This is a genomic window from Vitiosangium sp. GDMCC 1.1324 (genome assembly GCF_003044305.1).
In the GTDB taxonomy this organism is placed as follows: domain Bacteria; phylum Myxococcota; class Myxococcia; order Myxococcales; family Myxococcaceae; genus Archangium.
On sequence record NZ_PZOX01000003.1, the window covers coordinates 474,187 to 499,736 of the forward strand.

Annotated in this window: 22 protein-coding genes; 14 read left to right on the forward strand and 8 right to left on the reverse strand. The window is 68.5% G+C overall.

Annotated features, from left to right (window positions below; genetic code table 11):
* Positions 1 to 14 precede the first annotated feature (14 nt).
* Entirely contained in the window at positions 15 to 1,466 is a 1,452-nt protein-coding gene (locus tag DAT35_RS10480) for a glycoside hydrolase family 43 protein (protein ID WP_108066797.1), read from the reverse strand.
* Between the two features lie 209 nt (positions 1,467 to 1,675).
* Here DAT35_RS10480 and DAT35_RS10485 point away from each other — a divergent pair, with 209 nt between their 5' ends.
* A complete protein-coding gene (locus DAT35_RS10485) occupies positions 1,676 to 2,173 on the forward strand; it encodes a nuclear transport factor 2 family protein (RefSeq protein ID WP_108066798.1) in 498 nt (165 codons plus the stop codon).
* Between the two features lie 33 nt (positions 2,174 to 2,206).
* Here DAT35_RS10485 and DAT35_RS10490 read toward each other — a convergent pair whose 3' ends face one another.
* The 4 genes from DAT35_RS10490 to DAT35_RS10505 form a co-directional block, all read right to left on the reverse strand.
* Positions 2,207 to 3,478: a hypothetical protein gene (locus DAT35_RS10490; protein ID WP_108066799.1), complete on the reverse strand. Its 1,272-nt coding sequence runs from the start codon at positions 3,476 to 3,478 to the stop codon at positions 2,207 to 2,209.
* An 87-nt stretch (positions 3,479 to 3,565) separates the two neighbouring features.
* On the reverse strand, positions 3,566 to 4,072 hold the full coding sequence (locus tag DAT35_RS10495) for a hypothetical protein (RefSeq protein WP_108066800.1): 507 nt from the start codon (positions 4,070 to 4,072) through the stop codon (positions 3,566 to 3,568).
* The gene (locus DAT35_RS10500) at positions 4,069 to 6,822 is read right to left on the reverse strand and encodes a phosphoenolpyruvate synthase (protein WP_108066801.1); all 2,754 of its coding nucleotides are present in this window, start codon (positions 6,820 to 6,822) and stop codon (positions 4,069 to 4,071) included. Before DAT35_RS10500 ends, DAT35_RS10495 begins: the two co-directional genes overlap by 4 nt.
* Positions 6,819 to 7,589 carry a TetR/AcrR family transcriptional regulator gene (locus DAT35_RS10505; protein ID WP_108066802.1) on the reverse strand — a complete coding sequence of 257 codons (771 nt, stop codon included), beginning with the start codon at positions 7,587 to 7,589 and terminating at the stop codon, positions 6,819 to 6,821. Before DAT35_RS10505 ends, DAT35_RS10500 begins: the two co-directional genes overlap by 4 nt.
* A gap of 185 nt (positions 7,590 to 7,774) precedes the next feature.
* On the opposite strand from DAT35_RS10505, the gene ppk2 reads away from it, so the two are divergent.
* Positions 7,775 to 8,575: a polyphosphate kinase 2 gene (gene ppk2, locus DAT35_RS10510; RefSeq protein ID WP_108066803.1), complete on the forward strand. Its 801-nt coding sequence runs from the start codon at positions 7,775 to 7,777 to the stop codon at positions 8,573 to 8,575.
* A gap of 9 nt (positions 8,576 to 8,584) precedes the next feature.
* Here the strand turns inward: ppk2 and DAT35_RS10515 are convergent, their stop codons facing one another.
* On the reverse strand, positions 8,585 to 9,502 hold the full coding sequence (locus tag DAT35_RS10515) for a LysR family transcriptional regulator (protein WP_108066804.1): 918 nt from the start codon (positions 9,500 to 9,502) through the stop codon (positions 8,585 to 8,587).
* A 96-nt stretch (positions 9,503 to 9,598) separates the two neighbouring features.
* Between DAT35_RS10515 and DAT35_RS10520 the strand changes: the two genes are divergently transcribed.
* The 4 genes from DAT35_RS10520 to DAT35_RS10535 all read left to right on the forward strand — a co-directional run bounded on the left by DAT35_RS10520 (position 9,599) and on the right by DAT35_RS10535 (position 14,348).
* Positions 9,599 to 10,402: an alpha/beta fold hydrolase gene (locus DAT35_RS10520; RefSeq protein ID WP_108066805.1), complete on the forward strand. Its 804-nt coding sequence runs from the start codon at positions 9,599 to 9,601 to the stop codon at positions 10,400 to 10,402.
* A 454-nt stretch (positions 10,403 to 10,856) separates the two neighbouring features.
* Positions 10,857 to 11,501, forward strand: a complete 645-nt coding sequence (locus DAT35_RS60625; RefSeq protein WP_233261402.1) for a hypothetical protein — start codon at positions 10,857 to 10,859, stop codon at positions 11,499 to 11,501.
* Complete coding sequence (locus DAT35_RS10530) at positions 11,501 to 12,307, forward strand: hypothetical protein (protein WP_108066807.1); 807 nt, start codon at positions 11,501 to 11,503, stop codon at positions 12,305 to 12,307. Before DAT35_RS60625 ends, DAT35_RS10530 begins: the two co-directional genes overlap by 1 nt.
* 118 nt (positions 12,308 to 12,425) lie before the next feature.
* Positions 12,426 to 14,348: an AAA domain-containing protein gene (locus tag DAT35_RS10535; RefSeq protein WP_108066808.1), complete on the forward strand. Its 1,923-nt coding sequence runs from the start codon at positions 12,426 to 12,428 to the stop codon at positions 14,346 to 14,348.
* Between the two features lie 9 nt (positions 14,349 to 14,357).
* On the opposite strand, the gene DAT35_RS10540 is transcribed toward DAT35_RS10535, so the two are convergent.
* The gene (locus DAT35_RS10540; protein WP_108066809.1) at positions 14,358 to 15,275 is read right to left on the reverse strand and encodes a LysR family transcriptional regulator; all 918 of its coding nucleotides are present in this window, start codon (positions 15,273 to 15,275) and stop codon (positions 14,358 to 14,360) included.
* Between the two features lie 112 nt (positions 15,276 to 15,387).
* Here DAT35_RS10540 and DAT35_RS10545 point away from each other — a divergent pair, with 112 nt between their 5' ends.
* Both DAT35_RS10545 and DAT35_RS10550 read left to right on the forward strand, forming a co-directional pair.
* Positions 15,388 to 16,083, forward strand: coding sequence for a type 1 glutamine amidotransferase domain-containing protein (locus DAT35_RS10545; RefSeq protein WP_108066810.1), 696 nt, complete (start codon positions 15,388 to 15,390; stop codon positions 16,081 to 16,083).
* 60 nt (positions 16,084 to 16,143) lie between these two features.
* Positions 16,144 to 16,890, forward strand: coding sequence for a metallophosphoesterase (locus DAT35_RS10550; RefSeq protein WP_233261403.1), 747 nt, complete (start codon positions 16,144 to 16,146; stop codon positions 16,888 to 16,890).
* On the opposite strand, the gene DAT35_RS10555 is transcribed toward DAT35_RS10550, so the two are convergent.
* Complete coding sequence (locus DAT35_RS10555) at positions 16,887 to 17,501, reverse strand: helix-turn-helix domain-containing protein (RefSeq protein WP_108066811.1); 615 nt, start codon at positions 17,499 to 17,501, stop codon at positions 16,887 to 16,889. The genes DAT35_RS10550 and DAT35_RS10555 overlap by 4 nt on opposite strands.
* Positions 17,502 to 17,665: 164 nt before the next feature.
* Here DAT35_RS10555 and DAT35_RS10560 point away from each other — a divergent pair, with 164 nt between their 5' ends.
* The 6 genes from DAT35_RS10560 to DAT35_RS10580 all read left to right on the forward strand — a co-directional run bounded on the left by DAT35_RS10560 (position 17,666) and on the right by DAT35_RS10580 (position 25,437).
* Positions 17,666 to 18,682, forward strand: coding sequence for an aldo/keto reductase (locus DAT35_RS10560; protein ID WP_108066812.1), 1,017 nt, complete (start codon positions 17,666 to 17,668; stop codon positions 18,680 to 18,682).
* Between the two features lie 48 nt (positions 18,683 to 18,730).
* Entirely contained in the window at positions 18,731 to 19,588 is an 858-nt protein-coding gene (locus tag DAT35_RS10565) for an SAM-dependent methyltransferase (protein WP_108066813.1), read from the forward strand.
* A gap of 320 nt (positions 19,589 to 19,908) precedes the next feature.
* On the forward strand, positions 19,909 to 20,082 hold the full coding sequence (locus DAT35_RS59850; RefSeq protein ID WP_199242860.1) for a hypothetical protein: 174 nt from the start codon (positions 19,909 to 19,911) through the stop codon (positions 20,080 to 20,082).
* Positions 20,083 to 20,167: 85 nt separating this feature from the next.
* A complete protein-coding gene (locus tag DAT35_RS10570) occupies positions 20,168 to 21,025 on the forward strand; it encodes an alpha/beta fold hydrolase (protein ID WP_108066814.1) in 858 nt (285 codons plus the stop codon).
* Between the two features lie 185 nt (positions 21,026 to 21,210).
* Positions 21,211 to 24,219: a hypothetical protein gene (locus DAT35_RS10575; protein WP_108066815.1), complete on the forward strand. Its 3,009-nt coding sequence runs from the start codon at positions 21,211 to 21,213 to the stop codon at positions 24,217 to 24,219.
* A 42-nt stretch (positions 24,220 to 24,261) separates the two neighbouring features.
* Entirely contained in the window at positions 24,262 to 25,437 is a 1,176-nt protein-coding gene (locus DAT35_RS10580; protein ID WP_369945546.1) for a serine/threonine protein kinase, read from the forward strand.
* Positions 25,438 to 25,550 lie beyond the last annotated feature (113 nt).

Sequence of the window (25,550 nt, forward strand, 5' to 3'; positions counted from 1 at the left end):
CCCTCCTTCCCATGCTACGGCATGGGCCGGGAATTGGCCGATGGCGCCTCGGGCACCGCGGGCCAGCCATTGCTCCACGTGATGGCGTCCACGAGCATGACCCGCGCCGTGTGGGCGCTGTTCCACGCGTGATAGACCATGTACGTGTTGCCGGACGGCGAGTCGACGACCGAATTGTGCCCCGGCCCCACCCAGCCGCCACCCGTCTTGAGGATGGGTGCACCCGCCTTCGTGTACGGGCCCAGGGGGCTGGTAGCACGGGCCACTCCGACAGCGTAGGTGCTGTTGGAATACGCGTTACCGCTGTAGAAGAGGTAGTAGTAGCCATCCCGCGCAACGACCCACGGCGCCTCGACGACGCCGCCCTCCCACGCGAGATTGTTCGAGATGAGCGTCTGGCGCGTGCCGACGAGCGAGAGGCCATCCGCCGAGAGTGCCTGCCCGTAGATGGGCGTCGGCTTGCCCACCGCGTTGCCATCCGCCTTCCACACGAGATACCGCGTCCCGGTGGTGCTCACGAACGAAGTGGCGTCAATCATCCCCATGGTCGTGTCGTGCACGAGCGGCCGGCTCAGATCGGTGAAGGGTCCGAGTGCGCTCGGCGCGGTGGCCGCACCGATGGACAACTGTCCGTCCACGTGCCGCGCGGTGAAGTACGCGATGTAGCCGCTGCCAACCTTGTGGATCTCCGGCGCCCAGAAGTCGCCCGCGGCCCACGTGGGCTTGTTCGCCGACGGGAAGATGAAGCCAGCCCCCGTCCAGGTCACCAGGTCCTTCGAGGTGCGAATCGGAAACGCATTGGCGGCACCGCCCGACGTGCAGACGGCGACGTACTGCGTCCCATCATGGACGACGCCAGGGTCCGCGCAGTCGTTGGGGAACACCGGGTTCTGATAGAGCCCACCACAGCCCGTGTAGCTGTAGGACATGGCGCAGGCGTTCGCGCCGGTGAAGTATGGCGTCCAGCCGTTCGAGAGCACGGCGTAGGAGTTGGTGCCCTCGTTCGTGCACGCGCGGTCCCAGAACAAGCGCCCGGCGACATCGTCGTACTGCGCCGGGTGCCCGCTCGGGTGGAGCCAGGACGCACCGTAGGTGACGCGCGTCGTGCACGCGGGGGCGCCCGCGCACGTCGTGTCGAGCGCCATCACGCACGCGTTGTTGCCAGAGAAGTACGGCTTCCAGCCGTTGGAGAGCACGGCGTAGGAGTTGACGCCCTCGTTGACGCAGGTGCCATCCCAGGACACCAGGCCGCTCGCGATGTCGTCCTGGGCCGGGTGCCCGCTCGGGTGGAGCCACCTGTCTCCGTAGGTGATGCGCGTGGTGCACGCCTCGAGTGTGTCGCGGATGGAGCCGGCAGGGAGCGCATCCGCGGGCGGGGTGACGGAAGCCTCGCCGCCACAGCCGGACGCGAACGCCGAGACGGCGCCCACGAAGGCGAGGGTCGAGACGAAGGGGTTCTTCTTCATGAGACGACCTCCGAGCGCCAGAGCACCGCTTCGCCTGGCGCGCTGGTAGGAACCACGGGGGATGTGTGAACGGGTAGGGCTATCCGGAAAATACCGGGAAAACTGCCCTTCCCGGTAGAAGAAAGGAGTGGCCGAATTGCCGGGCGTCTCAAGAAAGTGAAGGACACGGGCGGAGACACGAGACGGGGCCACCCGATACCCTCGAGGACATGAAAGACAAAGACCTTCAGTACGTTCTGGATTGGATCGCCATCCAGGAGCTGGTGGCGGAGTACGGCCAGGCCATCGACTTCGGCCGGGATACGGGAGACTGGAGCCGCTGGGCGAACGTCTTCACGCCCCAGGTCACCGCCGACTACACCCGGTTCAGGGGCGGAGGAGAACCCAGCCACCTCACGAGGGAAGAGCTGGCTGAGTTCGGCAGGGCGTCCCTGGTGCCCTTCAGCAGGGTTCAGCACGCCACGGCCACGAGCGTGAGAATCCATTTCAAGAGCAGCACGCTGGCCGAGGTGATGGCCTACGCGGAAGTCGCCCACTACTTCTCCGTGGGCGGCATCCAGCAGGAGTGGACCATCATTGCCCGCTACACCCACGAGGTCGAGAAGACCCCCGATGGATGGAAGATCCGCAAGGTGCTCCTGGATCCCATCCACTATCGTGGCAACCCGCTGGGCCTGGAGCTGGTCAACGGGAAGCGGCTCGTCTGAGCACGAGCGCGCTTCCCCACACTCCGCGAGGCCTCAAGGGGACTTCGCGGTGATCTCCTGGAGGATGTGGTCCCGCATCGTCTTGCGGACCCCCAGCAGGCCCTTGTTGGGGAACGAGCCCCCCGTCCGGGTAGCGGTGTCGATCTGCTGGTAGAGCGGATCCTCCTTCAACCCGGGCGCCTGGTAGGCGTCCAGCGTCGCGGGCATGAGGTAGCGCGGCACGCGTCCGGCGGCGGGCGCGTCCTCGCTGAGGAGGATCCACGCGTACGTGCTCGCCTGGCTCATGTACGTCACGAACGCCGTCGCGGCCTTCTCGCAATCGCCGACGCAGTGGGCCCCGAGGAAGAACGAGTCCGTGAACAGCAGGGGCTGGTTGCCCTCCCCCAGCGGCGCGGGAGAGATGCGCAGCGCCTGCCGATCCGCCTCCGAGGGCAGCTTCTTCAAGATGGTGTGCAACCGCTCCGAGTAGCCCAGCGTCACGTCCGCCTTGCCTTCCGCGAAGAGGGTCGCGGGCAGATCGAAGTTCTCGTCGGCGTCGAAGGTTCCATCGATGCAGGGATTACCCGCGGAGGTCTCACAGGCCCCGGCGAGCTTCTTCAACCCGGCAATCACTTGCGTGTCGTAGTGCTCCGTGCTGACGGCCGATTGGACCTCCGCTGGGCCATGGGTATCCGACCAGGCGTCGAGGTAGAGCGAGGGCAGGTTCCAGCTCCCCAGCAGGTTGGCCGCCAGGTCCACCTCCGGAGTCTTCCGCGACGAGAGGATCTGCAGCAGCTCGTCCACGGTGCGGGCGTTGGCCACTGACTGGCTGCGCGAGACGATGTAGTGCGTGCACAGCCAATGCGGCACGCCGTACAGCTTGCCCTCCAGCTTCGAGGCCGCGACTCCCGCCGGATGCCAGTTCGGACCCTCCGGCAGCGCCGACCAGGGACGGACCGCTCCGGTGCCAACCAGCTCTCCCAGGAGCGCCGTGTCCGTCTCGACGACATCGTAGGCGCACTCGCCCTCCCCCTTCAGGGAGCTCGCGAGCTGGTCGGGCTCGTAGAGGTCATCCTTGAAGCACGAGGGGTTCACCACCAGGTCCACTTCCGGGTGCTGCAACTCGAAGTCGCGCTCGATGCGCGCGGCCAGCGCCTGGAAACCATCTCCCGCGGCATCCGGGATGTATGAGTAGAGCGGCACCCTCAGCTGGGTCCGTGCCGGCGGATCCTTCACAGGCTCCGGCTCCGGGTCGCAGCCAAGCATGGGCACCAGCGCCGCCCCGAGCACCACCATTCCTTTTCGAATCCACACGTTCTTGCTCATTGCCGTGCAGGCCTCCTACCGCATCGGGTGAATGGCGATGGGATAGACCGGGTCGCCGGCAATGTCGTCGTCGAAATGCGAAATGGATCAGGTGCGGCCCAAGAGCAGTGGCCCGAGCGCCTGGGCCAGCAGACCCGCCATGGGTGGAAGCGCGAGCGAGATCAGAAGCCGCACTCCGGTCAGCCGGCCGCCATAGATGGCAATCTCCATTGGCACGCGAATGAAAGACAGCAGGGAGAGTGAAGTCAGGTAGGTGACGACCACACCGAGCCCGGCTCCGGAGCGCACCAGGGCCGCCGCCAGGGGCATGCCAATGGGTCCACCTCCGGGGGTGAGTGCGCCCGCAACCCATGCCACCCCAATCCCCCGCCACCCCGCTTCATCGGACAGCCAGTTCGCCACCAGCTCGCGCGGCAGCAGCACCTGCACGAAGCCGGTGAGCAGGAAGACCACCGCCAGCAGGGGCAGCAGGGCCAGGCTCTCCTTCCCTCCCCGCATCAACCCCTCGGATACCAGCGGCCAGCCGCCTCTCCATGCCGCCAGCCCCACCACTCCCAGCAGCATCACACCCATGACGATCAGCGCGGCCTTCACGCCCCACCGCCTTCCAGGATCTCCACGAAGCCGCGCGTGCCATCCACTCGGATGCGCTGGCCGGTGCGGATGCGCTGTGTGGCGGACGACACGCTGACGACCGCCGGGATGCCGTACTCGCGGGCCACGACCGAACCGTGCGTCATGAGCCCACCCACTTCAGTCACCAGGCCGGAAGCATGGACGAACAGAGGCGTCCAGCCGGGGTCGGTATGCGGTGCCACGAGGATCTCTCCCGCGTGGAGCACCTCTTGCGCCGGATCGAGCACCACGCGAGCCAATCCCTCCACCACTCCAGCGGAGGCCGCCGTCCCGGACAAGGCGCCCGGGGGCAGGTCCTCGCGGGCCGCGAGCGAGGGGATTTCTCCATCGCTCGCCATCACGAAGGGCGGTGAGCGTTTGGCATCGCGCCGAAGCGTCGCTCGGCGTTCCTCGGCGAGGGGGCGCAGATCCGGTGCCTGGGAGGATTCGAGCGCCGCGATCAGTTCCTCGAAGCGGAACAGGTACACATCGTCCACCTTCCCGAGCGCTCCGCGCTGGACCAGGAGCGCTCCGGCCTCGAGCACCGAGTCGCGCACGAGGTCCAGGACCCGGACGAGCAGGAACTTGGGGTGTTCCCGCAGCCCCATCCCCGCCCGGGCCAGGCGCACCAACCGGCGAGCCAGCCTGGCTCGCATGCCTCCCGTCAAACCGCGGCGAGAGGCGGCGATCAGTCGCTCGCCCGCGGCTTCGGCCTTCGCCGCCAGCGCCGCGTGGTGGGCCCGGTGCTCGCCCGCGGATCGGCCGGCACCCGCGGGCCCGATGCCCCCGACGATGGCCGCGATGAGCGACGCGGGCTCATTCTTGTAGCGAGGCCGGGACACATCGATCTCTCCGGGCCCGCGCATGCCATAGCGCTCGATGAAGGCCCGCCACGCCTCGAGAAAAGCGGGTCCGCCCTCCACGTCGTGCGCCGCGGCCAGGGCCTCGGTGGCGGGTCGGCTTCGCAGCAGCGCCGCCAGCGCGGGATGGGGACGGACCCGGTCCGTCAGATCTCCCACGGCCAGGTCCATCTCGGTGGTGACGTTGCCAGGCAGGCCCCGGTCCAGCGCGGAGAGGTCGTCCTCCGTACCGCCGAGCAGGCCGCGCCGGGACAGCTTCTTGAGAAGATTGTTCGCAAGAAGCCCCACCATGATGTTCGGGATCAAGCCGAGGAACGCCCGGGCGAGGATCTCCGAGAGCACGCGCCGTGCCTCGCGCAGTCGCGCCGCGCCTGGGGTTGCCGCCGCGAGCCGGGCGCGAATCTGGGTGAGCTGCGACTCGCTGAAGTCCTCCACCCAGGGCCTGAGCTGGGATGGATCCGAGGCGAACAGCCGCGCCAGGAGCCGGCGGATGATGGGAAAGGCGAAGCGGCCAGCGGACCGCATCGAGACCCGCCCACCGCTCGCACCGCGCTGGAAGGCCGGCCTGCCAGCCAACGTCTCCAGACCCCGGCTCAGGTCCTCATAGATGTGACCGAGAACACCCCTGACCACGCGCCTCAGGAGGGGATGGCGCAGAGCGGGCGTCAGGTCCAGGAAGAGCCGGCTGCCCGCGATGGCCATGGTCCGTGACTCTGCGGGAGCATCCCCCGTGCCCGACGATGCCCTGCCGAGTGGAAACATCAGCCGCCACACCTGGAGGGAGAGCGGCGGCATGGCGTCCGTCATCATCTGGAAGTGGCCGAAGCTGAGGTAGACGTGCAGGCCCTCGTCGCCGGGAGCGAGCTCGGGCAGCGGGTACAGGCTCGTGATGGGCCGGGCCTGGACCACGTAGAGCCGCCCGGCCTCGATGCACCACTCGATGTCCTGCGGTTTGCCGTAGTGCGTCTCGATGCGCACGCCCATCGCGACCAGCTCTCGCAGGGCCGCATCGTCCATGGCCCGGGCGCGGCGAGTGGCTTCGGGCAGGCGCTCCTCCCAGGTTCCGCCCTCGGGCCTGGGGCGGATGGCCAGGGCCTTGTCGCCCACCTGGACTTCCAGAATCTCTCCCGTCGCCTTGTCCACCTTGTACAGGTCGGCGTTGATGAGCCCGCTGACCAGCGCCTCGCCCAGGCCGAAGCCGGCGTCGATGGACACGGTTCCCCTCCGCCCGGTGATGGGGTCGGCGGTGAACAGGATGCCGGACACCTCGGGCAGCACCATGCGCTGAACCACCACGCTCAGCTTCACGCCCCGATGGCCAAAGCCGCTCCGGGCCCGGTACAGCACCGCACGGTCGGTGAACAGCGACACCCAGCAGCGCCGGACCGCGTCGAGAAGGGCCTCGGCCCCGCGGATGTTGAGATACGTGTCCTGCTGGCCCGCGAAGCTGGCGTCCGGCAGATCCTCCGCCGTGGCGCTGGAGCGCACCGCCCAGGTGGCCTCGGTCCCCAGGTCTCGCCAGGCCGCGAGCACAGCGTCGGCCACGGCCGGGGGAATGGGCGCGCGACCGAGCAGGGCTCGCGTGGACTCGGCAACACGGCGGGCCGCCTCCACATCCTTCCCATCCAGCGCATCCATCTCCGCGTACAGGGACTGGAGCTCTTCGCTGCCGGCCAGGAACGCATCGAAGGCGGCCGTCGTGACACAGAAGCCAGGAGGCACTGGAAACCCGGCGCGAGCCATCTCGCCCAGGTTGGCCCCCTTGCCACCTACGCGGGGCAGGTCCGCCGCGGAGATGCGCTCGAAGGGGAGGATCAGCGGCTCCGTCCCCGCGGACGCGGAGAGGTGGAGGGATTTGACCGCACTCATGGGGTTCTCCGAGCAGTGGACGCAAGGCCGTCCAGGAACACGTGGGTGACGAAACGGGCGGTCTCTTCCGGGTCTGGCAGGGGCCCTCCCTCCAGCACCGGACCCGAGAAGAAGGCCAAGAGCATCCCGGCGAACGCCTGTGCCATGCGCCGGGGGTCATCCGGCCCGAGCGAACCGCTCTTCGCGTAGGGCTCCAGCAGATGGGTGAGCATCGTCCGGGCTCGCGACGGGGAAGCCATCAAGAGCTCCGCCCAGGGTCCACCGCGAATCCGCTCCAGGAGCGCCAGCCTGAGCAGGTCGAGATCTTCCGCCGCGTAACGAATCACCGCCGCGGCGACGCGCTCCAGGTCGGCCCGCAGGTCGCCGGTGGGACGGAGGGCCACCGCATGCATCGCACGGCGCGGACCGATATGGCCGGCGAACGCGCTGATGAGCCCCTCCTTGTCTCCGAACTGACGGTAGACGGTGGCGGGGCCCACGCCAGCTTCGCGGGCGATGTCCTCGAGCGTGGCGGCCTCGAAGCCGGCCCGGGTGAACACCACGCGGCACGCCGCCAGGATGCGGTCTCGCACATCGACCCGCTTCCCAACCTCCAGCCCCTGCTCGGAGAGCGAAGCGAGCACGGCTTCGCGGCTGCCCGCCTGGCGGTACAGGGTGGCACGCGACAGCCCGGACTCCCGGGCCAAGTCGTCCATGGTGAACCCATCGGGCCCATGGAGGGCAACCAGGCGGGCGGCGGCGTCGGCAATGTTCTCGGGCAGGGACATGGATTATTGAGCCAGCGTGAGAGATAGGTATCTCGCTCGTCTCATTCTTGTCAAGACGGTGTGATAGACAACACTCTCGCCATGTATCATGGGGGCCGGACCAGCCAGGCAGAGGCACCCACGCCTGGCAATCCCCGTCTAGAGCACGCATTGCGAGCGTCGCCCGGCCGCCCAACCCTAAGGCCATGGCAACAGTCACTCACTCGGAACCCCTGAATCGCAAAGCCTATGAAAAAGAGCTTCGCAAGCTCCAGGCTCAGCTCTGCCTGCTGCAGGACTGGGTCAAGCAGGAGGGGCTGCGCGTCGCCGTGGTCTTCGAAGGGAGGGACGCGGCGGGCAAGGGCGGCACGATTCGCGCCATCACGGAGCGGGTGAGTCCCCGGGTGTTTCGAGTGGTGGCCCTCCCAGCCCCCTCGGACCGGGAAAAGACCCAGATGTACCTCCAGCGGTACGTGCCCCATTTCCCCGCGGCGGGCGAAATCGTGATCTTCGACCGCAGTTGGTACAACCGGGCCGGGGTCGAGATCGTGATGGGCTTCTGTACCCCCGAAGAGCACAAGCACTTCTTGAAAGGCTGCCCTGTCTTCGAAAAGTACATGGTCGAGAGCGGAATCCTCCTGCTGAAGATCTGGCTCGAGGTCGGCATGGAGGAGCAGCAGAGGAGATTCGAAGCACGGATCGAGGACCCCCTTCGGCAGTGGAAGCTGAGCCCGATGGACGTCGAGTCATGGACACGCTGGTACGACTACTCCCATGCGCGTGACACGATGCTCGCCGCGACGGACACGCCGTATGCGCCCTGGTTCATCTTGCGCTCCGACGACAAGAAAAGGGCGCGGCTCAACTGCATCAGCTTCCTGCTGGACAAGATTCCTCACAAGCGAGTGAAGCGCCCCAAGATCAAGCTGCCCCGCCGTTCCAGGCGTGGGGCCTATGACGACGCCGCGTCGCTCAAGGGGAGGAACCGCATCCCCGAAAGGTACTGAGCGTCCACCTCAGGTCCGGCCGCGCCAGCGGTCCCAGCTCGGCTCGGGGCCGAACCGCGTGGCCAGGAAGTCGACGAGCGCACGCACCTTGGCCGGCACGTTGCGGCTGGGCGGATAGACGGCATGAAGGGTGAGCTCGGGCAGCTCGTACCCGTCGAGCACCGGCACCAGGCGTCCGGAGGCGAGGTCGGCGCCGAGTACGAACGTGGGCCCGAGGGCGATGCCGCGCCCGCTGACGGCGAGCACACGCAGGAGGTCCATGTTGTTGGCGACGACACCGCCGGTGACCTGCACGACGTGCACGCGCTTCTTGCGCACGAAGCGCCATCGGCCCGGCCCCGCCGTCGCCGTGTAGCTCAGGCAGTCGTGTCGCGCCAGCGCCTCCGGTGACTCGGGGGTACCGTGCCGATGCAGGTACTCGGGTGATGCGCACGCCACCATGCGGCAGGGCGCCAGCCGCCGCGACACCAGACTCGAGTCGCCAAGCTGCCCGATGCGCAGTGCCAGGTCATAGCCCTCGGCCACCAGGTCCACGAACTGATCGGTCAAGCCGATGTCGAGGGTGACCGCCGGATGAGCGGCCACGAAGTCGTCCAGCGCCGCGGCGAGGTGGAGCACGCCGAACGACACCGGTGCGGTCAAACGGACCAGGCCATGCGGCGTGGACTGGCGCGCGCGAGCCTCGCGCTCGGCGTCGTCGATGTCCGCCAGGATTGCCGTGCACCGCCGGTAGTAGCGCTCGCCGACCTCGGTCAGCCGAAGCCGGCGCGTGGTGCGATGAAGCAGCATCGTGCCCAGGCGGTCCTCGAGGGCTCGGACGTGCTTGCCGACCATGCCCGGCGACAGGCGCAGCTGCCGCGCGGCGCCAGCGAAACTGCCGCTGCCGATGATCTGCACGAACACCCTCATGCTCTCGACCTGGTCCATTCGCCGATTATGCACTCACAGTGCGGAGTCCAGGGACCCAAGCGCCGATGATGGATGGAGCCACGGGGAATAGCTTGATGTGCAGGAGGAAGGAACGTGCACATCGAAGCAAATGGGCTGCGGCTGAGTGTGAGTGACGAGGGACGCGGAGGACCGGCGCTGGTCTTCCTTCATTACTGGGGTGGCTCCTCGAGAACATGGCGAGAGGTGCGCGAGCAGCTGCGCGGCTCGTATCGCTGCATCGCCTATGACCACCGGGGCTGGGGTGACTCGGAGGCGGCGCCAACCCCGGAGGGGTATCACATTCGCCAGCTGGCCGATGACTGTGAAGCGGTGATCGCCGCGCTCGGCCTCGACGACTACGTGCTGGTCGGGCACTCGATGGGAGGCAAGACGGCACAGCTCGTGGCGTCTCGGCGGCCGGCCGGGCTGCGCGCACTGGTGCTGGTGGCGCCGGCGCCTGCGACGCCGACCGGGGTGCCGGCAGAGGCGCGCCGGTCGATGACCCACCTCTACGAGTCGCCGGCCGGCGTCGAGCAGGCGCTCGGCGTGCTAGCGAGCCGGCCGCTGTCGGCGGAGCAGCGCGCGCGAGTGATGGAGGACAGCCTGCGCGGGGCGCCACCGGCGCGGGCCGGCTGGACCGAGGTCGCCATGCTCGACGACGTGTCTGCCAACCTCCAGCGCATCCATGTGCCGACGCTGGTCATCGCGGGCGAGGCAGACCACGTCGAGCCGGTCGACACGCTCCAGCGCGAGGTGGTGGCACGGATTCAGGGGGCGAGGATGAAGGTGCTGCCGGCCACGGGGCACCTGCCGATGCTCGAGTCGCCGGACGCGCTGGTGGAGCACATCCGCCGCTTCGTCGACGAGACGAGCCACAGAGCACCGACGTACGTATAGGGGGATGGGGGCGCTCTTGCGGACTGCGGGCTGGCGCAGGGAGGCCTCAAAGGGCGGATGCCGGGGCCAGCAAGGCCCCAGACCGAGTCCAGTGTCTTCTTCCATGAAAAGCACTAGCATGCGCCGCAGTGGCCCACGTCAGCGCGGCGCCGTACTCGGTCAGTGACGACATCCATGAAAATCATCCTTTGTTGCCTGGGGCTTCTATTCCAGCCTGAGCGCGCGATGGCCCGGCGCGACGGTGAAGCAACTCTCCAACCTCGAGAGAAGCGATGCTTTGGAGTTCAGTATTCCTATAGCGGACTCAGCATTGGAGGATTTGCTTGCCAGAACGGGTGGCTCCACCACATTCGAAGGTGCCTCTCTTCGAGACATATCTGCCTTTTGTCAGGATGTGAACGCTGGATGCAGAGTGGATCCCGAGCCCACATCAGCAGGAGACTAGGCTGTCCACATGGCTACCAAGTCCATCCTACAAAAGCATATGGCGCTGAGCCTCTGTCTTTTGCAGATGTCGTGTAGCGCCACTCGCCCCACCCTAGCGGGTCCATCCGGACCGCAAGATCTGGCGGAGTACGTACTCATCATCAAGGAAAATCCAGATGGGCAGACCTCCCATGAGTGGCGGTCAGTACAGGACATGGACTTGTCGCAATACTCGTACCGAGCAGGTAGAAAAAGAGATGCAGGGAGCGTCCTTCTCGTCACATTCACGCGCGATTGTGAGGCCGAGCTCCATGCGTGCTATCAAGATTGTATGAAACGCCCCCTTCCTCCTGGCTATGGCGGCATCAAGATTCCACGCAAAGCAGGAGGCAAGGCGGAGTGGTGCAACAGAAAGTGCATCCAGCCCTACAACGACTGCTGCCAACTACGCGAAATGGAAGCGCAACGTTTCGATGCGATTGATCCAGCCATTGAATGGGCGAAGCAACACCGCAAGGAAATCCTCGCCGGCACCACGATCATCATCGCAGGGGTCGCCTTTCTGGCATTCGGAGGGCCCGGTCTCCTCATCCTCGCTCCCGCAGCAGCGATTCTGCTGACGAGCGGACTCGAGGCCGCGCCACCTGATGCCCTGAAGGACGAGAGGCTTTGATGCCGACCCAAGACGCCATTCTCGAGGCCCAACTGCTCATCGGGAGACTCTGGAAGGAGAAGCAATCCCCCGAGCGAGCAAGAATCCTGGAGTGCACGGGCTACACCCTCTCGTTCATATCCGCGACCGGCCAGGATTACCGGTTCGAGGATTTTCGCCAGAGCCATGTCCCAGGCAGCCCAAGGCAGGCCGGAACTGGCAGCGCGAACCTCCGAGAGCTCCTGGCCAGAACCCAGGGCTTTTTCAATCAATTGCTGGCCGATCCAGGGACATCCAACGAACAGGGACCACTTCGCATCATCCTGGATGCGGTGGAGTACATCGTCTCGACCGGCGGGCTCGACGCCTTGGGTGAGCATATGCGGAGACTCGAAGCCGGTTCCCCACCGCACGTCGTCGCTGCATTTGGCACGCGGGAAGAGGCAGCGGTCTGGCTGGAGCAGGTTCCCGAGCCACCCAGCAGGGCCCTGGTGCTGATTGACGACCAGTACCATCAGGCCGTCTATCTCCGCGACATCAACCACCGCAAGGTCATACCGTGGCCCGCCATGGAGTACTACCTCGCGGAGCTCGTACAGGATGTGGCTCCCGTCGCCATGGCCTCCTTCACCAACCGAGAGTCGGCCGAGGCATGGCTGGAAGCGCAAACCGAGCCCCCTGATCGCGCATGGGTGCTGATTGCGGGTGAGTTCCACCTCGCGGTCAACCACGCCAACGTCCGGCGTCGCGCTCTGTATCCACTGTCAATGGCTGATGGTTACGCAGTCAATGACGAGGTTGAAGCCGAACGGCCACAGCAAGACTGAAAAACGTGGACCAAGAGGTGTCCATGACGCTCGTGCGTCCCCGCCACCGTCGCCTGGCGAGCGCCCGGCCCCACACTCCAGGCATGCAGGGGGCCGCCGCGTGGCATAAACCTCCCCCATGTCTCGCGACGTCTCCTTCTTCGACTCCCTTGGCCGCCTCCTCTCCCTCGAGCGCGAGGCCGAGCGCGCCCGCATGGAAGCCCTCGCCGAGGGCATGTCCCTCCAGCAGCGTGCCGAGCAGGGGCTCTCCTTCCTCGACCTGGAGAGCGTCGAGGAGGAAGTCGGCCTCGGCGGCCGCGTCCTGGTGACGCTCGCCCGCAAGGACAGGGCTCGCTTCCCCGCCCGCCTCGACAACGGCGACCAGGTCGCCGTCTTCCCCCGCCGCTCCGAAATCAAGGAGCCCGCTCGTGCACTCGTCTCCCGCGCCACCGCCACCCGCGTCCAGCTCGCCTTCGACCGCGAGCCCCCTCCCTTCGTCCACGAGGGTCTGCTCCGCCTCGACCGCGTCCCCAACGACGTCACCTACGAGCGTGTCCGCGCTGGCCTCTCTCGCGTAAAGGCGCTCGACAAGGGCGCCGCCCGCCACAAGCGCGAGGTGCTCCTGGGCAACGAGCCGCCCCGCTTCGACTCCCTCCGCGAGTTCTCCCCCACCCGTCACCTCAACCCCGAGCAGCATGACGCCGTCACCCGGGCCCTCGCCGCCGAGGACTTCTTCCTCGTCCACGGCCCTCCCGGCACCGGCAAGAGCACCGTGCTCGCCGAGGTCGCCGCCCAGGCCGTCTCCCGTGGTCAGCGCCTGCTGTGCACCGCCGCCAGCAACGCCGCCGTGGACCACCTCACCGACCTCTGTCTCGACAAGGGTCTGCGCGCCATCCGCGTCGGCCACCCCGCCCGCGTCACCCCGCGCCTCCAGGAGCACACCCTGGACCTCGTGGTGGAGGAGCACCCCGACCGCGTGCTCTCCCGAGAGCTCTTCGACGAGGCCTTCTCCCTGCTCGGCTATGCCCGCCGCCAGCGCACCCAGGGCCGCAGCCGCGAGCGCTTCTCCAACGCCCGCGCCTCCACCACCGAGGCCAAGAGCCTCCTCGACGAGGCCCGCGCCCTCGAGCGCAAGGCCCTGCGTGGCGTGCTCGAGCGCGCCCAGGTCGTCTGCGTGACGCTCGCCAGTCTCGAGTCCGGTGTGCTCTCCGGCGAGGAGTTCGACCTCGCCCTGCTCGATGAGGCCACCCAGGCCACCGAGCCACTCGCCCTGCTCGGCTTCCTGCGCGCCCCCAAGGTGGTGCTCGCCGGAGATCCGCAGCAGCTCCCTCCCACCGTCCTCTCTCCGGAAGCCGCGAAGCAGGGGCTCGCCGTCAGCCTCTTCGAGCGCCTGCTCGCGGACCACGGCGAGGGTGTCAAGCGCATGCTCCGCGAGCAGTACCGGATGAACACCCCCATCATGTCCTTCCCCTCGAAGGAGATGTATGGCGGCGAGCTGCGCGCCCACCCCAGCGTGGCGGACCGGACGCTCGCGGACGTGCTGCCTCCGAGCCCCAACCTGGACGCCCCACCTGTCCTCTTCCTCGACACCGCCGGCAAGGGCTTCGAGGAGGAGCTGGAGAAGGACACCGGCAGTCTCTTCAACATCGGCGAGGCGGACCTCGTCGTCGCCCGGGTGAAGGAGCTGCTCGCCGCCGGTCTCGAGCCCCGTGAGCTCGCCGTCATCACCCCCTACCGTGCCCAGGCCCACGCCCTGCGCGAGCGTGTGGAGCAGCTCTCTCCCGACGTGGAGGTGGACACCGTGGACGCCTTCCAGGGCCGCGAGAAGGACGCCATCCTCGTCTCCCTCACCCGCTCCAACTCCGAGCAGCAGATCGGCTTCCTCTCGGACCTGCGCCGCATGAACGTGGCCCTCACCCGCGCCCGCCGGCACCTCTTCGCCGTGGGGGACTCGGCCACCCTCAGCGGCCACCCCTTCTACGCGCGCTTCATCGAGTCCACCCAGGAAGGCAGCGGCTACCGCTCCGCCTGGGAGTGGCCCGACCCCACCGACGCTTCCTGAGCCGCGGCATCAGGTCGCGGCCGCGCCTTCCAGGAGCCAGTCGCGCACCGCGACGAAGCGCGCGGTGGGAGCCGCGGCCCGGCGCCACGCCAGCCAGATGGTGCCGCGAGGGTGACGCAGCGAGCGGCGCCCGGACTCCGGCTTCAGCGCCACGACCCGCTCGGCGCGCACGGCGGGCGCCACCAGGTAGTCGGGCAACACCGTGATGCCCGCTCCGGCCTCCGCGAGCGCCAGCATCTCGTCGAGGTTGGTGATGCGGCACACCACCTGGGTGGGCAGGGGTTCCTTCGGGCCGAAGGCCGCGCGCCACCACGGGCCGAGCATCGCCAGGTCAGCGTCGAAGACGATGAAGCGGTGAGCGGCGAAGTCTCGTGCCGAGCGAGGCGTACCGTGCCGCCGCAGGTAGCTCCGAGCGGCCACGGCGACGAACTCCTCGTGGGCAATCGGCCGCACCTCCAGCCCCGGCGCCTCAGGCAGGGTGCCGACGATGGCCAGGTCCAGCTCTCCGCCCAACAACCCGCGGGTGAGCAGACTCGCCACCTCGAAGCGTACGCTCAAGCGAAGGTCCGGGTGACGCTCCAGCAGCAGAGGCAGGCGCGGGCGCAGCCAGAAACGGCAGAAGGGCCACGGGCCTCCCACGGACACCTCGCCCCGCACCGCGCGCTCGGATTCAGCCGCCTCCTCGAGCGCCGCATCCAACGCGGGAAGGTGCTCGCCCAGCCGGGCAATCAGCGCCTCGCCAATGGGTGTGAGCCGGGCCCGGCGGCCCACTCGTTCGAACAGCGCCACGCCCAGGCTCTGCTCCAGTGCCTTGAGCTGCTGTCCCACCGCCGAAGGCGTGATGCCCAACCGGGCCGCCGCGGCCGCGTAGGTCCCCGCTCGGCTCACCTCCCACAGCGTCCACAGCACTTCATGATTGCCAAGCATGGCTACACATTATGTGAAGACACCCTCGGTTTTCTTCAGCAAGCGCAAGCGCTACCTCTCTTCGCACCAAGGCCCCCCATGACGGGACAGGCTGATTCGAGGAGCGAGAGCGATGAATGCACTGACGGCATTGAAGATCCTGCTGATCGTCACCAGCCATGATCAGATGGGGACGACCCAGGAGCGCACGGGTTTCTGGCTGGAGGAACTCGCCGCGCCCTACCAGGAGTTCACCGCGGCGGGTTTGCAGGTGGACATCGCGTCCCCGCGCGGCGGACACGCTCCCGCGGATCCGCGCAGCACGAAGGAGACATCCGAGGCCACGCGGGCCTTCCTGGCCGACGCCCAGGCGGTGAAGAAACTCGAGCACACGCTCGTGCTGGAGCAGGTGAAGGACCGGTACGACGCCTACTTCGTGGTGGGCGGGCACGGGGTGATGTGGGACCTGGCAACGCATGCCCCGCTCCACCGGCTGCTCGCGAGCGCATACGAGCGGGGCGCGGTGGTCGCGGCGGTCTGCCACGGGCCTGCGGCGCTGGTCGGAGTGAAGGGCTCGGATGGGCGTCCACTCGTGGCGGGCAAGCGCGTGGCGGCCTTCTCCGATGAGGAGGAGCAGGCGGTGAAGCTCGACAAGGTGGTGCCCTTCCCGCTGGAGACGCGGCTGCGCGAGCTGGGCGCCCGCTACGAGCGCGGGCCCATGTGGGGCAGCTTCGCCGTGCGCGATGGGCGGCTGATCACCGGCCAGAACCCGGCCTCGTCCGCGGCCGCCGCACGCGAGGTCCTCGCGGCCCTGCGAGAGAAGAAGTAGGGCGTCCCCCGCCCCTGGTGGGCCTCTGCTTCGTCGTGCGGCTCGAGAGCGCGGATTGTAATGTCCGCGGCGATGAAGATCGCCGCCGTCTCCGACATTCATGGCAACGTGGAGGCCCTTGAGGCCGTGCTGGCCGACATCGATCGGCGCGGGGCCGACGTGATCGTCAACCTCGGGGACATCGTGTCGGGTCCGCTCCAGCCGCGCGAGACGGCGGACCTGTTGATGAGCCTCGGGCTGCCAACGATCCGCGGCAACCATGAGCGGCAGCTCCTCGGGCCCGACCTCGAGCGCATAGGCCCATCGGATCGCCACACCGCGCAATCGCTCCGGCCCGATCAGCGCGACTGGATATCCAGCCTGCCGCCGACACTCTGGCTCTCCGACGAGGTGTTCCTCTGTCACGGCACGCCCGGCGATGATCTGACCTACTTCCTGGAGCAGCTCACCACCGAGGGCTGCGAACCGGCCCCCGCGGCGCTCATCGAGGAGCGGGCCGGTGACTGCACGGCTTCGCTCATCCTCTGCGGACACACCCACATTCCACGTGCCGTACGCCTGCGAGACGGCCGGACCATCGTCAATCCGGGCAGCGTCGGCCTCCAGGCCTACGAAGACGACCTTCCCCATCCGCACCGGGTTGAAGTGGGCTCTCCGCACGCCCGCTACGCGCTCATCGAGCGCACAGCGGAGGGCTGGGCGACCGAGTTCCTCAGCGTGGTCTACGACTGGGAACGGGCGGCGCGGCTCGCCGAGGCGAGGGACCGGAGGGACTGGTCGACGGCCTTGCGGACCGGACGCCTCTAACCCGGCCCGCGCGCCATGGCGACGTAGTACACGCACACGCCGCGTCCGGCATTGACGAAGGCATGGGGCGCGTCCGCCTCGAAGTAGAAGGCGTCCTGCGCCTCCACCGTGACGCTCCCGTCCGGGAAGTCGATGCGCAGCGTGCCTTTCTCCACGGCCAAGTGCTTGCCCACCGGCGCGCCCTTGCCCGGCAGCTCTCCCGTCGAGGCGTGCGCGGGCAGCGTGAAGCGGACGAACTCCACGCCCCGCGTCTCGAATTGGGGCGACAGGAGCTGCCGCACCACGCCACTCTCCTCGTCGCGGAACGTGGGCTGCTGCGCGGGAGGCAGCAGCAACCGCGTCTGCTTCGGCCTCGGGGGCGAGAGCAGCTCCGACAGCCCCACCCCCAGCCCCTGTGCCATGCGCACCGCCACCACCAGCGTGGGGTTGTTCGTCCCCCGCTCCACCTTGGAGATCATCGCCCGGCTCACCCCGGAGCGCTCCGCCAGCGCCTCCAGTGTCAGCCCCTGCTCCTGCCGCAGCTCCCGGATGCGCGCCCCCAACCTCGAGGACTCCGCCGCCTCCAGCTCCGTCGCTCCCTCTCCACTCGAACTCGACTTGACATTTCTCATATGTGAGAACAGTAAAGGACCCACCCGAGCGGCTCAGCCCGCCCGGGTCCGGGGAAATACCCCGGCCGATGGAACGCTACTGCCTGGAGCGGGAGCCTGCCCGCGTCCCGGGCGGAGTGCACACGTTGTCGTGAACGCGAAGGTCACCGCGGGAGAGCTGGAGCATGGAGACTCGAAAGCTGGGGAAGCAGGGGCTCACCGTCTCGGCCATGGGCCTGGGCTGCATGGGCATGTCCGATTTCTACGCCGGGCGGGATGACGCGGAGTCGGAGGCCACGCTGCTGCACGCGCTGGACCGGGGCATCACCTTCTTCGACACCGCGGACGTCTACGGCATGGGACGCAACGAGGAGCTGGTGGGCCGGGTGCTGCGCCCACACCGCGCGAAGCTGGTGCTGGCCACGAAGTTCGGCATCGTCCGGGACCCGAAGGATCCGCAGTCGCGCGGCGTCAACGGCAGCCCCGCGTACGTGAAGCAGTCGTGCGAGGCCAGCCTGCGGCGGCTGGGCGTGGACGTCATCGACCTGTACTACCTGCACCGTCCGGACTCGAAGACGCCCATCGAGGAGACGGTGGGCGCCATGGCGGAGCTGGTGAAGCAGGGCAAGGTGCGCTACCTCGGGCTGTCCGAGGTGAACGCGGACACGCTGCGCCGCGCGTGCGCCGTGCACCCCATCGCCGCGCTGCAGAGCGAGTACTCGCTGTGGAGCCGAGACCCGGAGGACGGCGTGCTCCAGGCCTGCCGCGAGCTGGGCGTGGGCTTCGTGCCCTACAGCCCGCTGGGCCGGGGCTTCCTCACCGGGCAGATCAAGCGCTTCGAGGACCTGGAGCAGGACGACTACCGCCGCCACTCCCCGCGCTTCCAAGGGGAGAACTTCCAGCGCAACCTGAAGCTGGTGGAGCACATCGAGCAGCTCGCCCGGCGCAAGCAGTGCTCGCCGGCGCAGCTCGCGCTCGCCTGGGTGCTCGCCCAGGGTGAGAATCTCGTTCCCATCCCGGGCACCAAGCGGCGCAAGTACCTGGACGAAAACCTGGGAGCGCTCGACGTGAAGCTCACCGCGCAGGACCTCGCCGACATCGAGGCCATCGCGCCCCGGGGCGTCGCCGCGGGAGAGCGCTACCCGGCCGCCATGAAGGGCCTGACGCAGGCGAACACGCCTCCGGTGTCCCAGGCACGCTGAAGTTCCCCGCGACGCGCGTCCGGGCTTCGCGCGTAGACTCACCGCCCCATGGATGCCCGCCGCCCCAGTCAGAGCTCTGTCCTGGTCACCTTTCTCCGAGCGCTCGCCCACGACGGATTGAGCAGTGTGCCCTCGTTCGTGGATCCCACCGCGGCCAGGCTGCTGCCCTTCCCCTGGTCCGCGATACACGCGGGCCTCCGGAAGGTGCCCCGGCTCATCGGGCAGGAGAAGGCGAAGAGCGCCTTCTCACACCTGGTGGACATCCTCCCGCTGCGCACGCTCCACATCGACGAGGAGATCCATGAAGCGGTGGCCCAGGGATGCCGGCAGCTCGTCATCCTGGGCGCGGGGCTCGACGGGCGCGTCCACCGCATGCCGGAGCTCGCGGGCGTCTCCGCCTTCGAGGTGGATCACCCCGCCACCCAGGCGGACAAGCGCGCACGCACGCGCGGCCTGCCCGTGACGGCCCACCGGCTCACCTATGTCTCCGTGGATTTCGAGCACCAGCGTCTGACGCAACGGCTCCTGGAGTCCGGCTTCGACCGATCCATTCCCACGATGTGGGTCTGGGAAGGCGTCACCATGTACCTGACGGACCAGGCCATCGCCACCACGCTCCAGGGCGTGAACGAGCTCTCCGCGTCCGGGAGCCGGCTCGTCGTGAACTACCGCGAGCCGAGCGACGACCAACGGCGGGAGAACGCCCTGCGATGGCTCGCCCGGTACGCGAAGGAGCCCCTGATTGGCGATCGCACCCGCGAGACCATGACGCGCGAGGTGGAGTCCGCCGGGCTCGAGGTCCTCCGCGACAGGGGCGGCCTGGACTGGGCGGCCCGCTACGGCGCCCCGGCGCCCAAGGACCTCCATGTGATGCGCAGCCGCAACCTGGTGGCGCGCAAGCCGTAGGGTGGGAGATGCCACCACACGCGGCCCCAAGTCCACCCCGGAGGGCGGCAAGGACCGCGCCGCCCGGGACCAAGCCCGACATGGACACTCCCCTCTGTGCGCCAGAAGTGTGAGAACTTGAACGGTTGTCCTCGGGAACTCCGCAAAAGGTGCAGACCTACACGCACGTTTTGTCACTTGTCCCCGCAAGATTTGTCACTCCAGTAGGCACGGGGATGCGCCAAATCCCCGGATTCCTTGGGTAGTGACCAAACCTGGACGTCGGCACGGCGCATGCTTGGAGAGCAAGCGGGGGAAGGGCAGCCCTCAAGGAGGCAGCCATGTCGCAAGTTCGTCCAGTTGTATCCAAGGAAGCCGATGTCTGGATTCTTCGCCTGCAAAAGGCCAACGGAAAGGTGCAGGAGTACCGTTGCACCACCGAGGGCCAGGCCAGGCAGCTCGCCCTGGTGCTCGCCGCCACGGCGCCGGTGGAGCCAGTCCAGCCCCAGGCTTGAGCAGTACTCGAAGGTTCCAGGCAACGGCGGATCGCGTTAAGCGAAGGGACTCGTGAGTGTGTTCCGGGTCCTTCAGGAGCCGCCGTTGCCACCTTTCTTCGAGTCGTTGACCATCGACGCCCACGGCCTGGCCCTCCACGTGCGCCAGCACAATGCCGCGGGCACGCCCACCGTCGTCTTCCTGCACGGCTGGTTGGACCACTCTCACAGCTTCGACTTCGTCGCCGAGCACCTGCCGGACTCCTGGCGCCTGCTGCTGCTCGACTTCCGAGGCATGGGCCGCAGCACCTGGCTCCCGAGCCACGCCCACTACCAGTTCTCCGACTACCTGGTGGACGTGGATGCGGTGGTGCGCGCCACGGGGCAGGAGGCGGTGCACCTCGTCGGCCACTCGCTGGGCGGCATCGTCGCCACCGCGTACGCCGCCGCGCGGCCCTCGCGCGTCCTCAGCGTCAACCTCATCGAGAGCCTCGGGCCCTCGGGCGGCCCTCCCGAGAACGCGCTCGCGCGGCTGCGCGGCTTCCTCGAGGACCAGGAGCGCGCGCCCAACCGCAAGCGCTACCCCAGTGTGGAGGCCGCCGCCGCCCGCCTGCGCGACAACACCGCGCTGCCAGAGCACGTCGCGCTCCACATGGCCCGTCACGGCACCGAGCCCGTGGAGGACGGCTTCGTCTTCACGTTCGATCCCGTCCACCGCCGCCGCTTCGGCTCCGGCTACGACGAGGCCCAGTGGCTCGCCATCTCCTCCGCCGTCACCTGCCCCATGCAGCTGATCCTCGGCAGCGAGGGCTTGCGCTTCGATGGCGAGCGGACCCGGGAGCGGCTCGCCGCCCTGCGCACGCTGCGGCCCCTCGTCACCGTCCCCGGCGGGCACCACGTCCACCTGGAGCAACCCGAGGCCGTGGCTCGCGTGCTGCGCGAGCTCATCGCTCCGACTCCCTAGTCCGCCCGCGTCCCAGGCAAGCCAGGAAAACTCCTTCACCCTTCAGGGCAAGCGGGTTCCCTCCGTTCGCATCCCACCTCCGAGTATTCGCCAACCCCCTGTTTTCATTGGGCTCTCAGTCGACACGCGGTTGGTACGCGTCTTGATTAAGGACGAGCCGGATGGGTTCGAGGCGAGAACGGGCGATGACAACGGGGCTGGGCGGCAGGCGGATCATCTGGCTGTCACTGCTGGCGGGACTTCTGGCCGCGTGCCACGAGCCGGGCAATACCCGCTCGGTGCAGGCCAAGGCGGCGGTGGACGCGGACGCACTCGACTTTGGCGAGGTGCCCGTGGGCGAATGGCGCGAGAAGATCGTGCGCCTGCGCAACGTGGGCTACGTGCCCTTCCACGCCCTGGAGGCGCTGGGGCTGAAGGGAGACCCCTCGTACGAAATCTCCTTCGATGGCGAGGGGCGGGTGATGCCCGGCGACGAGAAGCTGGTGCACGTGCGCTTCCACCCGCTCGTCGAGGGCGCCCTGGAGGAGACGGTCCACGTCACCACGGACGCCAACTCGGGCCGAGAGCACACCGTGAGGGTGCGGGGACAGGGCGTCCCGTCCCCCATCCAGGTGTCTCCGGCCCTGTTGGACTTCGAGACGCTGGAGGTGGACAGCGAGCGCACGCTGCGCCTCACCATCACCAACCCGGTGGATCTGCCGCTCATGGTGACGGTGAAGGGCCCGGCGGCGGATGCCTTCAGCACGGACACCATCACCGTGCCGCCGCTCAGCACGCGCCAGGTGGAGACGAAGTACCTGCCCAAGGACCTGGGGGACATGCGCGCGCAGGTGGAGGTGAGGGCCTGCCCCACCTGCACCCCGACGATGGCGGAGCTCGCCGGCCGCTCGGTGGCGAGCGCCTTCGTCTTCGATCCCGAGCCGGTGCCCTTCGATTTGATTCCGGTGCACGAGAGCACGAAGTCCTTCACGCGCGCGCGCAACATCACCTGGAGGCCGGTCACCATCATGGGGCTGAGCACCAGCGACCGGGCCTTCACGCCGCTGAGCCCGGTGCGCGCGCTGGAGGTCCAGCCAGGGGAGCGGGTGGATGTGCCCCTGCAGTTCGCGGCGCGCTACTCGGGGCCCAACATGGGCATGCTCACGGTGGGCTATGAGTCGGACAAGCCGCGCCAGTCGCAGGTGATTCTCGACGCTCGCGGCGGCCGGCCCACGCTCGCGGTGGCTCCGGTGGCGCTGGACTTCGGCGAGCTGCCCGCGGGTGGCAAGGTGGGCCAGGTCATCCGCATCTCCAATGGCGGCAGCAATGGCAACCTGTACTTCCTGGGCGTACGGGGCACCGGGGACGCGGCCCACTTCTCGGTGGACGAGCCCATGCGAGGCAAGCAGCCCTATGCGTGGAAGGCCGGCACCGCCTGGCCGGCGCTGGAAGCCGACAACATTCCCATCGCGCCAGGCACGGACGCGTTGGACCTGACGGTGTACTTCGAGCCCAAGGACCCGGGGAACTGGCAGGCCACGCTGGTGCTCGTCTCGGATGATCTCTTCACCCCCGAGCGCACCATCGTCCTCACCGGCCGCGCGCGCGCCACCGGCCCCTGCGTCTACGAGCTCAAGCCCCAGCCGATGCTGGACTTCGGCAACGTGGAGCCGGGCCACGGCGCCGTGCTGGGCTTCTACTTCCGCAACCCCGGCCGCGCCGAGTGCGCGGTGAAGGACATCCACCTGTCCAACGACGGCGGAGGCGCCTTCTTCATGCCGGGCGGGAAGCTCGCGGGCGGCGTGGTGCCGTACGACTCGGCCTTCAGCGCCATGATCGCCTTCCGGCCCCAGGCGCCCGGCGAGTTCCAGGGCGAGCTGAAGATGACGGTGAACAACCCCACCTACCCGACGGTGACCCTGCCTCTCCGAGGCGTGTCTCAGTCGAGCTGTCTGGTGGCGGCGCCGCCCTATGTGGACTTCGGGCCCATCCGCTACGACTGCTCGCCCATGCCGCGGCGCACGCTCGTCTCCAACCAGTGCGCCGTGCCCATCACCGTGGACGACGCCCACATCGGCACGGGCACCAGCGACCAGTACCGGCTGGTGACGCCGCTGGCCCTGCCGCGCACGCTGGCCCCCGGCGAGGGCTTCGAGCTGGAGTTCACCTACGCGCGCAACGTGCACGGCCAGCACTACAGCCCCTTCTTCATCTCCGCGGACCACGAAGCGAACCCACTGCTCGTCCCCCTGCTGGCGGAGACGAACCACGAGGGCCTCCAGCTCGACCGCTTCATCCAGGGCACGGACAGCCAGCTGGACGTCCTCTTCGTGGTGTCCAACACCACCACCATGGAGCCCTTCCAGGCGCGGCTGAAGGCGGCCCTGCCCGGCTGGGTGGAGCGTGCGCGGCAGGCTGGAGTGGACCTGCGGCTGGGCGTCACCAGCACGGGCCTGGCCTCCCGCTCGCCCCTGTGCGCGGGCCCGTCTGGGGGCGGCGACGCGGGACGGCTCGTCCCGGTGGATGGCCGCCGCGCCCGCGCCATCTCCAGCGCCTCGCCCACGGCGGCGCAGACCGTGCAGGCCAACATCAATGACGTGGGCCTGTGCCACAACCTGGTGCAGGGCCTCGAGACGATGCGCCAGGCGCTCTCCTCGCCCCTGGCCACCAGCGGGGATGACCCGCGCACCCCGCAGCCCAACGACGGCAACCTGGGCTTCCTGCGCCCCACGGCCCGGCTCGCGGTGGTGGTGCTGTCCGACGAGGATGACCACTCGGGCTTCGACCCGGAGAGCTACGTGCAGTTCCTCCAGGCCCTCAAGGGCACTGGCATGGCCCACCGCACCCAGCTCTACGCGCTGGTGCCCACCGACGAGAGCTGCACCACCGCCGGCCCGCCGGGACCGCGCTTCGCCTCCGTGGCCCGGCGCACGGGCGGCGAGGTGAACTCGCTCTGCCAGGGTGACTACGGCTCCTTCCTGGACAAGCTGCTGCAGCGCGCGAATGGGCCCCAAGCGGACTTCACCCTCAGCACCCTCCCCAACGGCACGGCGGAGATGTCCGTGCGAGTCCAGGGCACGACACTCCCGGAGGACCAGTGGACATATGACGCCGCCCACAACGCGGTCGTCTTCCAGTCCGAGGCGATCCCCAAGACGGGCCAGACCATCGAGGTCCGCTACCGGAGCGCCTGCGCGCTGCCTCCGGGCCCCTGAGGCTCCGGGAAAGGATCCCGTCAAGAGGCGGGGTCCCTTCCTCTGGCGGGCCCGGGGCGGCTATGGTTGTCCCCTCCCGTGGAAATCTTCGGCCGTTACGAGCTGCTGCGCAAACTGGCTACTGGCGGAATGGGCCAGGTCTTCCTGGCCCGGCAGAAGGGGCCCGTGGGCTTCCAGAAGCTGCTGGTGGTGAAGCGGCTGCTGCCGCACCTGTCCGAGGACCAGGAATTCATCCAGATGTTCCTGGACGAGGCGCGCATCGCCGGCAACCTCAACCATCCCAACATCGCTCAAATCTACGAGCTGGGGGATGTGGATGGCGTGCTCTTCATCGCCATGGAGTACGTGCAGGGCGAGGCCGTCAGCCAGGTGAACGCCCGCGCCAACCACCGCAAGGGCGGGCTGCCCCTGGGGCTCAAGTGCCGCATCATCGCGGACGCCGCCGCGGGGCTGGACCATGCGCACCAGGCCCGCTCGCCCTCGGGCCGCAGGCTGGGCATCATCCACCGCGACGTGTCCCCGCAGAACGTGCTCGTGGGCTTCAACGGCAACGTGAAGCTCATCGACTTCGGCGTGGCCAAGGCCTCGGGGAAGCTGTCGCAGACGATCGTCGGCACCATCAAGGGCAAGCACGCGTACATGTCCCCGGAGCAGGCCCGCGGCGAGGAGCTCGACGCGCGCTCGGACGTGTACGGCCTGGGCACCGTCTTCTACGAGCTGCTCACCAGCCAGCGGCTCTTCAAGCGCGAGTCGGACCTCGCCACCCTCAAGGCCGTGGTGGGCGCCCGGGTCGTCCTCCCCTCCGAGGCCGTGCCCGGCCTGCCCAAGTCCTTGGACGCGGTGGTGATGAAGGCGCTGGCCCGCAAGCGCGAGGAGCGCTTCCAGAGCGCCGGAGAGTTCCAGCTCGCGCTCGAGGACTTCCTGCTCGCCGCGCGGCTGCCGGGCACCCCAGCGCACCTCACCGCGTTCATGAAGGACCTGTACGCCTCGGAGCTCGAGGAGGAGCGCTTCGCCAGCGAGCCCACCGTCATCCAGTACGACCCGAGGCTCGCGCGGGAGGCCAGCTCGCCCTCGTCGACCAAGGTGGGGCCCGTGCAGTCCCGGCAGGCCCAGGCTCCCGCTCGCCCCAAGAGCGCGCAGGCCGCTCCGGCGTCCCCGGCCCGGCGTCCCGCGAACACTCGCGGCGCGGGTTCTGGCGAGGAGACGGAGGAGCAGTAGGACCTCGCCCCGCTGGTTGGGAATGCCGGTGGCCGGAGCATGAGGAAACTTGCGCCAGGACTCTTCCGGAGACAACTTCCCAGGGAAGGTGGTGTCAGGTGGCCTGGGACGTC